The 12161-nt window shown below is 41.6% G+C and carries 10 protein-coding genes; 3 read left to right on the top strand and 7 right to left on the bottom strand.

Annotated features, from left to right (window positions below):
* Positions 1-9: 9 nt before the first annotated feature.
* From MKX52_RS08925 to MKX52_RS08935, 3 genes are read right to left on the bottom strand one after another with little or no spacing between them, the layout of a single operon-like run.
* Positions 10-495, bottom strand: a complete 486-nt coding sequence (locus MKX52_RS08925; protein WP_342491834.1) for a DMT family transporter — start codon at positions 493-495, stop codon at positions 10-12.
* 21 nt (positions 496-516) lie between these two features.
* Positions 517-1197 (bottom strand): cyclic nucleotide-binding domain-containing protein, encoded by a 681-nt coding sequence (locus MKX52_RS08930; RefSeq protein ID WP_342491835.1) that lies wholly within the window; start codon positions 1195-1197, stop codon positions 517-519.
* A gap of 13 nt (positions 1198-1210) precedes the next feature.
* The gene (locus MKX52_RS08935; protein ID WP_342491883.1) at positions 1211-1636 is read right to left on the bottom strand and encodes a DMT family transporter; all 426 of its coding nucleotides are present in this window, start codon (positions 1634-1636) and stop codon (positions 1211-1213) included.
* A gap of 211 nt (positions 1637-1847) precedes the next feature.
* On the opposite strand from MKX52_RS08935, the gene MKX52_RS08940 reads away from it, so the two are divergent.
* A complete protein-coding gene (locus MKX52_RS08940) occupies positions 1848-3275 on the top strand; it encodes an aldehyde dehydrogenase family protein (protein WP_342491836.1) in 1428 nt (475 codons plus the stop codon).
* A gap of 70 nt (positions 3276-3345) precedes the next feature.
* On the opposite strand, the gene MKX52_RS08945 is transcribed toward MKX52_RS08940, so the two are convergent.
* A complete protein-coding gene (locus tag MKX52_RS08945; RefSeq protein ID WP_342491837.1) occupies positions 3346-4323 on the bottom strand; it encodes a trypsin-like serine protease in 978 nt (325 codons plus the stop codon).
* A 62-nt stretch (positions 4324-4385) separates the two neighbouring features.
* The gene (locus MKX52_RS08950; protein ID WP_144468539.1) at positions 4386-4763 is read right to left on the bottom strand and encodes a DUF3221 domain-containing protein; all 378 of its coding nucleotides are present in this window, start codon (positions 4761-4763) and stop codon (positions 4386-4388) included.
* 304 nt (positions 4764-5067) lie between these two features.
* Between MKX52_RS08950 and MKX52_RS08955 the strand changes: the two genes are divergently transcribed.
* Both MKX52_RS08955 and cysI read left to right on the top strand, forming a co-directional pair.
* A complete protein-coding gene (locus tag MKX52_RS08955) occupies positions 5068-6885 on the top strand; it encodes an assimilatory sulfite reductase (NADPH) flavoprotein subunit (protein ID WP_342491838.1) in 1818 nt (605 codons plus the stop codon).
* Positions 6886-6922: 37 nt separating this feature from the next.
* Positions 6923-8641: an assimilatory sulfite reductase (NADPH) hemoprotein subunit gene (gene cysI / locus MKX52_RS08960; protein WP_342491839.1), complete on the top strand. Its 1719-nt coding sequence runs from the start codon at positions 6923-6925 to the stop codon at positions 8639-8641.
* Positions 8642-8670: 29 nt separating this feature from the next.
* Here the strand turns inward: cysI and MKX52_RS08965 are convergent, their stop codons facing one another.
* Complete coding sequence (locus tag MKX52_RS08965) at positions 8671-10605, bottom strand: AMP-binding protein (RefSeq protein ID WP_342491840.1); 1935 nt, start codon at positions 10603-10605, stop codon at positions 8671-8673.
* Between the two features lie 14 nt (positions 10606-10619).
* Positions 10620-12143: an acyl-CoA carboxylase subunit beta gene (locus tag MKX52_RS08970; RefSeq protein WP_144487666.1), complete on the bottom strand. Its 1524-nt coding sequence runs from the start codon at positions 12141-12143 to the stop codon at positions 10620-10622.
* Positions 12144-12161 lie beyond the last annotated feature (18 nt).

Genomic DNA, 12161 nt, shown 5'->3' on the forward strand with positions numbered 1-12161 from the left:
GTAGGGCAGCTACTCTTGTGGCAGCCCTTTTTCTTGCGATTGATCTGTTTCTGCAGACTCCAATTTGGTCAATTTAAACACCAAGATACCAGCAACAATCACCATAACACCTAAAAGTTTTGTCAAAGAAAATTCTACTTTTTCTAATCCAAGCCAGCCAAGTGAATCAAACAAAAGCGCGCAGCCCAGCTGTGACGTGAGGACAATCGAGATGCCATAAGTCGGTCCAAGACGTTTAATACCCTGAACAAGACAAATGACCACACCTACCCCAATAGCCCCGCTGATCCAGTACCACGCTTCCATATGTCTTAATCGAAACATGCCAGTTCCCTCTAGTAAGAGCCCTATCACGAGTGAAGCAATAAAGCCCATTCCAAGAACGAGGGTTGTAGTTGACCAAGAGCCTGTCTGCTCATTGACCTTACTATTAAAAATGGTTTGTAAGCTGACGAGTGCCCCAGCCGTAATGGCTAATACTATTCCTATGATCATATAAAAATCCCTTCATTTCCTTTATTCATAAATGTTGTGCTCTGCTATTTCTAGGAGCCCTTTACGATCAGAAATCGTAATATTTCCTCTCTGCCTTTCTATCAATCCTTTTTCACAGAATTGCTGAATGACTCGGTTAATATGACGGTAGCTTGTACCGATTAAACTTGCCGCATCAGTGAGACGAAGGGCGCTTGCGCTTTCATCACTTGTGACAACAGATAATAAGTAGCTTGCAAGCCTGACCTCCACAGGATATAACAGGTGGAAACTTAAATCGTTTGATTTTGTATAAAATTTGTTTGTGATCCCTTTTAGCAGAAAATTTAACACGCGCGGGTCATCCTTCGCGTGGCACATGAGCGCTTGATGAGAAACCCTTAACATATGTACTTCTGTGACCGCTTCGACTGTATTGACCATGTCAGTCTGCTGAACGTATTCAATATCTCCAATCGCTTCAAGGGGATGTTTAAAGCTAAGAATAAAGGTTTTTCCTTCTTTTGTTGTTGTGAAAATTTTTAATTTTCCTTTCACTAACAAGTACAGGTACTCCCTCTTATCCCCTTTTGAACAAACGAGCTCCCCTTGCTCATAGCGCCACAAACTTACGTGTGATATGAGCTTTTGATGAAAGACACTTTCTAATTGATGTGCCTTCATATATGAGGCAAAAAGAGATTCATCATGAAGCTCCTCCATCTGATGCCCTCCTTTATAGTTTTAAAATGATCACCCCTGTGACCATCAATAAAATTCCTGCGTAATGAGGCCATTTCATTTTCTTCTTCTGTACACCAAACCACCCTTTTGCATCGATTGCAAAGGTAAAAGTAAGCTGTGCAATCAGTAACGCTGCGATAGTGAGTGTCACGCCGATGATTTGAATCGCAGTGACTTCATTAAAAATAATAATTGCAGCAAATGCGCCGCCTATTAAATAAAGTGGCTGCACCTTCCGATATTCCCTGAAGTGTCCATCTCGTACGATGAGTAAAATGACGAGCGAGATGATAAAGCCGGTTAGCTGCGTGATGGTGGCTGCCTGCCATGTGCCGATATCCTGGCTAATTCTTGCGTTGGCTACGCCTTGTAGTGTAATACAAGCGCCTCCTAATAAAGCGAAAATAACACCTTTCATTCGTTCAAAAGCTCCTTCTTTTTTCAGTCTATTACCATTAAATGATACATGCCCGCCGGTTGAAAAGGACATATGTCCCACTTTGCGTATTATATCAAAAACTTTTTCTTTTGCAGTTTGTTTGTTTTAGATTTTTCACAGTGGGTACAGTTTTATATCAGCTGAAAACAGAATATTGAATGAATCACATACAAAAAGGAGACATGTCAGAATGAGAAATCAAGAGAAACATTTTATTAACGGAGAATGGATTGCATCAACTGGAAACGAAACGACAGAGGTCATCAACCCTGCAACAGAAGAGGTTATTGGCACGATTAGTTTAGGAACAAAAGAGGATTTAGATAAGGCAGTGAAAGCAGCTCGTGCCGCCTTCCCTTCTTTCTCAAAAACATCTCGAAATGAACGAGTAAAAATGCTGGAAAACATTGTGCGCGGCTATGAAAAACGCAAAGATGAACTTGTAGAAGTGATGACACAAGAGCTCGGTGCACCGCTAAAAGTATCAGAAGAAGTTCATTATAAAATGGGCTATGAACATTTTTCTAAAGCGGCGGAAGCACTTAAATCTTATACATTTACCGAAGATCGCGGCGGACATACCATTATAAAAGAAGCGATTGGCGTCAGTGGGTTGATTACACCGTGGAATTTCCCGACGAACCAGACATCCCTTAAAATCGCAGGAGCCATTGCGGCAGGCACAACAGTTGTCTTAAAGCCAGCGGAAATTACACCATTTGCTGCAATGATTCTTGCAGAAATTATTGATGAAGCTGGTGTACCGAAAGGCGTCTTCAACTTAGTAAACGGAACCGGTGACGTGATTGGTGACGGCATTAGCTCACATCCTGATATTGATTTTGTTTCATTTACTGGATCAGGTGCTGTTGGCTCTAAAATTATGGAAAACGCAGCGGACAATGTGAAGAAAGTCGCTCTTGAGCTTGGCGGGAAATCCCCTCTTATCGTCTTAGATGATGCAGATGTGGATGTGGCAGCTGAAACTGCCATTCAGCATATTGCGATGAATACTGGTCAAGTGTGTTCTGCAGCTACACGTGTGCTGATTCCAGAATCAATGAAAGATCAGTTTGAAAAAGCGCTACTGAACGCCCTACCGAAGTTTACAGTTGGTGATCCGAGAGAAGATCATGCTACAGGTCCGCTTGTATCTAAAAAACAATGGGATACCGTGCAATCTTATATTGAAAAAGGAATCGAAGAAGGTGCTACCCTTCTTGCTGGGGGAACTGGAAAGCCAGACGGAATCGATCAAGGATATTTCGCCAAGCATACCATTTTCACCAATGTGAAAAATGACATGACCATTGCACAAGAAGAAATTTTTGGCCCAGTCATGAGTGTCATCACGTATCAGAATCTTGATCATGCTCTTGAGATCGCCAATGATACAGTGTATGGTCTTGCAGGGTATGTTGTGGGAAAAGATGAAAAAACATTAAAATATGTCGCTGAACATATTCGCGCTGGCCAAATCACCATTAACAATGCCGAAACAGATTACTTTGCCCCATTTGGCGGCTTTAAGCAATCAGGTATCGGAAGAGAATGGGGAGACTTCGGTATCGAGGAATATTTAGAAGTGAAAGCTGTGATGGGGCTTCCAACGGCGTAATTTGAGAAAGGAGAAAAACCTTAGGGTTGTTCTCCTTTTTTAAGAAGTTACTCAATAAAAATATCTATAACTACCATCCTTTACCGTAAGATACAAATGTCATAACCGCGGAAGTCATTTTAGGTCCCCCATTTTCACCTGAAGTATAAGCTGCATTATGGACACCTACGATTCTATTTTTAGTATTTAACATAGCTGACCCTGATTGTCCTCCTGCTGTATCAATTTTATAAAAAGCTAAATCAGAGCTTTCGGATGTTACTTTTCCTGACATTTCATATTGAGATATTTTTCCTTCTTTTGTGTTTAAGTCTGCTGGATAACCAGTAATACTAATTGTTGTTCCTTTTAATTTTGAAACTTGTGATATTCCAAAGCTTCCTGTTTTATCTGCAATATTGTATCCAGGCGTTGCTTTTAACTTAACTACAGCATAGTCATAAATTGATTTTCCTTCTTTGATATATCCACCTGGTATTAAATAGTCATCTACCTCATAAGCACCTAAAGAATAATGAGAATCTTTCATTCCTGGAATAGCGAATCCATATTTAATGTATTCTTTTCTATCAAAATCGTAAACACAATGAGCATTGGTTAAGATTTTATTTTTTGCAATGACGTTTGCTGTACATGAATAACCATACTTACTGTTTTCACCATAGAAATAAGCAATTTTGTTATAAGGAGAAACTAGTGTATTGCTAATTTTTTTCCTGCCGTCTTTACCGATAACCGCAAATGGTTTTATAGTATTATTGTAATCAATTTTTAATGGTAAAAATGTATTTTTATCATAAACTTTTTCTGGTTTTAATTTGCTGGGTTTAAAATCTGTGATGTTGGATTCTATCAATGTAGTTGCTGTTATAGGAGGAGTTCCTTCTTGATGGGAGAGATCTTTCTTTTCTACCTTAGTCTTATATTCCGAAAATGGAATTTTCCTTCCATCCTTAGTTGTTATGTCATAGGGGCTATAGGACTTTACATTAATAGGCAACAACAATAAACTTAAAAGGCTTACAAAGATCAAAACAAATTTTTTCATATTAATACCTCCAACATAATATTTACTATTTAAAATGATATTAATTGGAATTTTATTGAAAATCAAGTGATAGTTTTATATTTCTTCACTGTAGTTTTTGGAGGATTAGATTCTTTTAGTTCTTCAAACCAAATTTCTATTTTTTGTCCCGGTTTCAATTTCTGTTTATTTACTTTTGATAGATCGATCACGATAAGATCAGAACTATACTTATCAACAAGAGTATTCAATTCCAATAGATAATCATTTTTTTTAGGGGTTTTATTATTAATAAGAAGTAAACCAGTGTTTTTTTCTTTGTGTAACAGTATACCTTTAGCAGAGAAAAGTGTTTCTTTTTTTTCACTACTAGGTTCCGTATTAAGTTTTTTTTCATTGTTGTGAACACACCCTACTAAAAAGAGAGTAAAGACTAAGATTGAAACTTTAAAAATATTCAATGTTACTTACAGCTCCTTTGTTTTAAAATAAAACTACTGTAATAACATTTTAATCTATAAAATCAATTTTTTGTTAAAAAACTTAAAATGAAGAATATTAAAAAATCACTTTCTTTCGCTCAAGCTTTCCGAAAATTTAATTAAAAAGCTTTAGTTATGTTTAAGGTATTAGAAATCTTAATCATGACAATCAATATTATATATTTTACTTAATGGCAAACTTTCGGTAAAGTTCAAATTGAACCTATATATATAATTCCTATCGAATTAATCTATGTTTATATTCCTTGTGAGGTGGATATCGTTGCAACTTCATGTATTGAACAGTCCTTTTAGTCAGCAGCAGGCAGACTTGCTCAATCAGCTGCTTCCGACTTTAACAGATCAACAAAAAATTTGGCTTACCGGTTATTTATCAGCACAAGCAGCTCTAGCCGGATCAGAAACAGCTACTCAATCCCCTTCTCCTTCTGCCGCAGCACCTGCGCAGCCTGTCAGTAAAGATGTGACCGTCCTTTATGGCTCACAAACAGGTAATTCTGAAGGATTAGCGAAAAGGACAGCACAGCATCTTGAGGAGAAAGGTTTTCAAGTGACGCTCTCTTCTATGTCAGATTTTAAACCGAATAATCTGAAAAAAATACACAATTTACTGATGATCGTCAGCACACATGGTGAGGGAGATCCGCCTGACAATGCTCTGTCTTTCCATGAATATGTCCATGGTAGACGTGCGCCAAAGCTCGATCATTTAAGCTTTTCTGTTCTATCGCTTGGCGACAGCTCCTACGAATTCTTCTGTCAGACTGGAAAAGAATTTGATGAGCGCTTCAAAGAACTTGGCGGAACGCGCCTGACAGATCGAGTGGATTGTGACCTTGATTATGATGAGCCGTTTTCTGAATGGCTTCAAGGGGTGACAGCTTCACTTAGCGAAGGTGAAGCCGCAGCATTCACGCAAGAATCAGCGGCAGCAAACACAACAACAGTTTCTGAATACTCAAGAACGAATCCTTTTTATGCGGAAGTGCTTGAAAATATCAACCTAAATGGCCGCGGCTCTAACAAAGAAACCCGCCATTTGGAGCTTTCACTTGAAGGATCAGGACTTGTTTATGAACCGGGTGACAGTCTTGGAATTTATCCAACAAATGATCCTACGCTTGTTGATGAACTGATCACGACATGCGGATGGAAGGCAGACGAAGCCGTAACTGTTCATAAAAACGGTGAGACTCTTCCTTTAAAAGAAGCACTCACCTCACATTTTGAGATTACAGTGTTAACAAAACCCCTTCTTCACAAGTTGGCGGACTTGACGAAAAATGAAGCCCTCCATGCCCTTTTAAAAGAAGGAAATGAAGAAAAGTTAAAAGCGTATATAGCAGGAAGAGATTTAGTCGATGCTACGCGCGACTTTGGTCCTTTTGAAGGATCAGCCGCAGACGTCACTGCGATTTTAAGAAAAATTCCTGCCCGCCTTTATTCGATTGCAAGCAGTCTGAAAGCGAATGAAGAAGAAGTTCACTTGACGATCGGTGCTGTGAGATATGATGCTCACGGAAGAGAACGTCAAGGGGTCTGTTCCATTTTATGTGCAGAGCGCTTGGAACCAGGTGATACACTGCCTGTTTATATTCAGCACAATCAAAACTTTAAGCTTCCTGAAAACCCTGATGCTCCGATCATTATGGTGGGACCAGGCACAGGCATTGCCCCTTTCCGTTCGTTTATGCAGGAACGAGAAGAAATCGGTGCAAGCGGAAAGTCATGGTTATTCTTCGGTGATCAGCACTTTGTGACGGACTTCTTATATCAAACCGAATGGCAAAAGTGGTTAAAAGATGGCGTCTTAACGAAAATGGATGTGGCTTTTTCAAGAGATTCAGAGGAAAAAGTATATGTTCAGCATCAAATGAAGAAGCAAAGTAAAGAATTATTCGAATGGCTAGAACAAGGTGCCTCTGTATATGTTTGCGGAGATGAAAAGCATATGGCGCATGATGTTCATCATACTCTTCTATCGATTATTCAAGAAGAAGGTGCGATGAGCAAAGAGAAAGCAGAAAGCTATCTAGCTAATTTGCAGCAGCAAAAACGCTATCAGCGCGACGTATATTAATGGACTTGATGCTTGAAAGAAAGGGGCTTTTACTTACATGGTGAAGACAGCATTAACAGCGCCGGAAGGACCTCCGAGCGACGTAGAAGAAATCAAAGAAAAAAGTGATTATTTACGGGGTACGTTAAAAGAAGTAATGCTTGATCCGATTTCAGCGGGAATTCCTGATGATGACAACCGCCTAATGAAGCATCACGGCAGCTATTTACAGGATGATCGGGACCTCAGAAATGAACGGCAGAAACAAAAACTTGAACCAGCCTATCAATTTATGCTACGCGTACGCCTGCCTGGTGGAATCGCCACATCTAAGCAGTGGCTTGTGATGGATGAGCTTGCTCACAAATACGGAAACGGAACGTTAAAGCTGACTACTCGTGAAACCTTTCAGCTTCATGGTATTTTAAAATGGAATATGAAAAAAACCATTCAAGACATTCATTCTACTATGCTTGATACAATTGCTGCTTGCGGCGACGTGAACCGGAATGTCATGTGTACATCAAACCCCTATCAATCAGAAGTGCACCATGATGTATACGAGCTGGCGAAAAAATTAAGTGATGACTTGCTCCCGCAAACAAGAGCGTATCATGAAATTTGGCTTGATGAGGAGAAGGTTGCGGCAACGCCTGATACGGAAGTTGAACCGATGTATGGCCCGCTTTATTTACCAAGGAAATTCAAAATTGGTGTGGCGGTCCCTCCTGCTAACGATATTGATGTCTTTTCGCAAGATTTAGGCTTCATTGCCATCATCGAAAATGAACAATTGATCGGCTTTAATGTCGCAATTGGCGGCGGCATGGGTATGACTCATGGTGATACAGCGACCTATCCTCAGCTTGCAAAAGTGATTGGCTTTTGTACACCAGAACAGGTCGTAGAGATTGCAAAACAAGTGATTACCATTCAGCGTGACTACGGAAATCGTTCCGTGCGAAAAAATGCCCGCTTTAAATATACGGTGGACCGCCTTGGTCTTGAGAATGTAAAAGAAGAGCTGGAGCGCCGCCTCGGGTTTGCCCTTTTAGAAGCAAGAGATTATCACTTTGATCATAACGGTGACCGTTATGGCTGGGTAAAAGGCATCAATGGCAGATGGCATTATACGATGTTTGTAGAAGGCGGACGCATCATAGATTATGATGATTATCCTCTAATGACAGGCATTCGTGAAATCGCAAAGATTCATTCAGGTGACTTCCGCTTAACAGCGAATCAAAATTTGATCATTGGAAATGTCACTTCTCATAAAAAGAAACAAATCGAGCAGCTCATTCAGGAGTTCGGCTTATCAGATGGTCAGCAGCACTCTGCACTCCGCCGTAGTTCAATGGCATGTGTTTCTCTTCCAACATGCGGCTTAGCAATGGCAGAAGCAGAACGCTACCTTCCGCGCTTGATTGACAAAATTGAAGAGATTGTCGAAGAAAACGGCTTAAGTGATAAAGAAATCACGATTCGTATGACTGGTTGTCCAAATGGATGTGCCCGTCATGCGCTAGGTGAAATTGGCTTCATCGGGAAATCACCTGGCAAATACAACATGTATCTTGGCGCTGCGTTTGATGGTAGCAGATTAAGTAAGCTGTACCGTGAAAATGTTGGTGAGGAAGAGATTTTAAATGAGCTTGGCTCTCTTCTCCCTCGCTATGCAAAAGAGCGAGAAGAAAAAGAACATTTCGGTGATTTTGTTGTTCGAGCAGGGATTGTCAAAGAAACAACAGATGGCACGAACTTTCATGTGCAATAAAAAAAGACAGGACACTCTCCTGTCTTTTTCTATTGATTCTGTTTCCGGTTCAAATACTCACAAATACTTTCGTATACATGAGGATTGTCTAAAGAAGAAAGATCTGGTGAAAGTTGCTGTTCATAAGCTCCTTTTAATAAGCGCCGGACGATTTTTCCGTTTCTTGTTTTCGGTAAAGCTGAAATCAGATGAATGTCCTTTGGCGTGAGCGCTTTTCCCGCGTATGAACCAACATGAGTTTTGAGTTCATGAATCAATTTTGATTCGTCACAAGACTGCGGGCTGGTCACGATGAAGCACACGAGTGCCTCCCCTTTCACCTCATCCTTGACCCCAATCACTGCTGCCTCGTGTACTGCTGGATGCCCGACAAGAATGGATTCTATTTCTACTGGACCGACACGTTTTCCTGCTGTATTAATGACATCATCTGATCTGCCAGTGATATGAAACGTGCCATCATCTGATTGCACCACCCAATCGCCATGCGTCCACACCCCATCAAATCGTTTGAAATACGTATCTTCATAACGTTCAGGATCTTTCCAAAACCCGCATGTCATGCCGACCCAAGGCTTTTTCACAACGAGCTCTCCTACTTCATTTATGACGCTCTCACCTTCTTCATTATATACATCAGCTGCCATTCCTAAGATTGCCGCATTAAAGAGGACTGGCTTAATTGGGCGAAGCAACGTACTTCCTACAATTCCACCAGAGACTTCTGTTCCTCCTGAATAGTTTAGAATTGGAATATGCTTATCACCAATTTTGTCAAAAAGCCATTGCCATGGTGCTTCATTCCACGGCTCACCTGTAGATATGATGGCTTTGACATGGGGTAGCTTTATACTTGCAAGATCTTGCTGCATCGCGGATCGAACAAACGTAGGTGAAAGCCCAAAGTGGGTGACCTTTTGCTCGTGAATAAATGACCAGAGGTACTGTTCATCTGGATAATCGGGTGCGCCGTCATATAAAACAATCGAAGCTCCATTGATCAAGCCGCCAAAGACGAGAAATGGCCCCATCATCCAGCCCATGTCTGTGAGCCAAAACAAGCGGTCTCCTTTTGCAACGTCCATACAAAGACCGGCATCAAAAGCTGCTTTTACAGGAAAGCCTGCGTGTGTATGGACAGCTCCTTTTGGCGTGCCCGTTGTTCCAGAAGTGTATAAGATCATGAGAGGCTCTTCATTTGAGAGATAGGTCGTTTCACATATCGGGTCTTCTGTTAATAAATCATTAAGCCTGATATCCCCTTCATATTCAGTTTCAGAGAAGGTGTGTACGATGACGATTTTGACGGTTGAGGTTTTCTCTATCGCTTCTGCCGCACATTCTCGCATATTGATCTTCTTTCCGCGGCGCGTCATGCCTGAGCCAGTGACGACAATAGCTGCACCTGACGCACGAATACGCACCGCAAGAGGCTCGCTTCCATAACCGGAGAAGACAGGACTAAAGATAACACCAATTTTTGCAAAGGCTAGCATGACAGCAACCGTTTCAGGAAGCATCGGCATATAAATGATGGCCACATCTCCTTTTTGAAGCCCATTCTTCAAAAAGCCAGCAGCAAGGCGATTTACTTTTTCCTGAAGATCGAGAAACGTCCATCTCCTCTCTTCCCCCATCTCGTTTTTCCAAATCACGGCTGGCTGATGCTGCGCTTCTTCGTTCTCTGCCCATTTGTCCACGGCCGTTTCGGTTATGTTGAGTTGGCCGCCTTTATACCACTTCGGCCACATGAATGAATCTTGACCTAATGCAGCTTCATATGGAACTTTCCACTTGATACCGACCGCCTTTTCAGCTTCTCTCCAAAACCAATCGGTACGCTCGATACTAGCTTTGTAGAATGCATCATAAGTAGAAAAACCAAGTGAGTGCATCCATTTGTAAAGACGTGTCTGTTTGATCATCTGCTCTTCCGGTTTCCATACTGGTTTCAGGTTCATCATGAGGATGTCCCCCTTTAGACCGGATAGACCGGATGTTTTCGTCTTGTAAATGTCATCTCTTTTGAGGAATAGGCATGGAATCGGTGACAAAGCTCATTTCGCAGATGGTCAAACGGGATGACGCCGTCGACAATCATTTCAGAGGCAAGCTCATATATATTCATATCTTCTTGATATTCCTTGCGCTTCTCTTGGATAAATGCAGCTCTCTCTTCAGCAGGCAATTCGGCAATCTTATTTGCATAGACAGCATTTACAGCCGCTTCGGGTCCCATGACAGCAATTTGTGCCGATGGAAGAGCGAGACAGCAGTCTGGTTCAAACGCTGGTCCTGCCATTGCATATAAACCTGCACCGTAAGCTTTTCGCACAATGACCGATATTTTCGGAACCGTCGCCTCTGACATAGCGGAGATCATTTTCGCCCCATGTCTAATAATACCAGCTTGTTCCACTTTTGTTCCGATCATAAATCCCGGTATATCCGCAAGGAAAAGGAGCGGGATATGAAAGGCGTCACAAAGCTGAATAAACTTAGCGGCTTTATCAGCTGAGTCATGGAACAGCACCCCGCCTTTTACCCTCGGCTGGTTGGCAATCAGACCGACAGGCTGCCCGTTCATTCGGCCAAAGCCTGTGATCAGCTCTGCGGCAAACAGTTTTTTGATTTCAAAAAATGACCCTTCATCAATGAGTAAATCAATGAGCTGATACATATCAAAAGGGGTATTTTGCCCTTTAGGAATAAGTCCTTGGATGGTCATCTCAGATGCTTTAGGTGCTTTTGCTGCTGCCGGTTTTGGTTTTTCTGTATAGTTGGCAGGCATGTAAGTTAAATAGTCACGAGCGATTTGAATGGCTTCTTCTTCTGTTTTGGCTAAAATATCACCACATCCTGATATGCTGCAATGCATGTTTGCGCCGCCCATTTCTTCAAGCGTTACTTTTTCTCCAATCACCATTTCAGCCATTCTCGGAGAGCCTAAATACATCGAGGCATTCCCTTCGACCATCACAACGATGTCACAAAAAGCAGGAATGTAAGCACCTCCTGCCGCAGAAGGACCAAATAGTAAACAAACTTGCGGGATACGTCCAGAAAGCTTTACCTGGTTATAAAAAATGCGTCCCGCTCCCCTTCTGCCCGGAAACATTGCAATTTGATCGGTGATTCTTGCACCCGCAGAGTCAACTAAATACAGCATCGGGCAGTTGAGTTTTTCCGCTGTTTCTTGAATTCTGATGATTTTTTCGACCGTTTTGACGCCCCACGATCCAGCTTTGACAGTAGAATCATTTGCCATTACGCATACGGTTTGCCCGTTCATCCGTCCCGTCCCTGTGACAACACCATCTGCTGGTAAATGCTCATCTTTACACTCGGCAAACATTGCATCCTCAATGAACGAATCCTGATCTAATAGCAACTGGAGCCGGTCGCGGACGAACAATTTTCCTTTTTCTTTGTTTTTTTGATGGTATCGCTCGGCCCCTCCTTTGACAATTCGCTGTTTTTTCAATTCAAATTCTTCGATCATGCCCATTCCCCTTTCTTG

Origin of the sequence: Bacillus sp. FSL R5-0422 (assembly GCF_038610765.1) — a bacterium.
Taxonomy (GTDB): domain Bacteria; phylum Bacillota; class Bacilli; order Bacillales; family Bacillaceae; genus Bacillus; species Bacillus pumilus_O.

What these genes read in the sequence shown, in the direction of transcription:
- MKX52_RS08935 (WP_342491883.1), bottom strand. Translation starts at nt 1,636, where the DNA reads ATGAAAGGTGTTATTTTCGCTTTATTAGGAGGCGCTTGTATTACACTA.
- MKX52_RS08925 (WP_342491834.1), bottom strand. Translation starts at nt 495, where the DNA reads ATGATCATAGGAATAGTATTAGCCATTACGGCTGGGGCACTCGTCAGC.
- MKX52_RS08940 (WP_342491836.1), top strand. Translation starts at nt 1,848, where the DNA reads ATGAGAAATCAAGAGAAACATTTTATTAACGGAGAATGGATTGCATCA.
- MKX52_RS08930 (WP_342491835.1), bottom strand. Translation starts at nt 1,197, where the DNA reads ATGGAGGAGCTTCATGATGAATCTCTTTTTGCCTCATATATGAAGGCA.
- MKX52_RS08970 (WP_144487666.1), bottom strand. Translation starts at nt 12,143, where the DNA reads ATGATCGAAGAATTTGAATTGAAAAAACAGCGAATTGTCAAAGGAGGG.
- MKX52_RS08965 (WP_342491840.1), bottom strand. Translation starts at nt 10,605, where the DNA reads ATGATGAACCTGAAACCAGTATGGAAACCGGAAGAGCAGATGATCAAA.
- cysI (WP_342491839.1), top strand. Translation starts at nt 6,923, where the DNA reads ATGGTGAAGACAGCATTAACAGCGCCGGAAGGACCTCCGAGCGACGTA.
- MKX52_RS08945 (WP_342491837.1), bottom strand. Translation starts at nt 4,323, where the DNA reads ATGAAAAAATTTGTTTTGATCTTTGTAAGCCTTTTAAGTTTATTGTTG.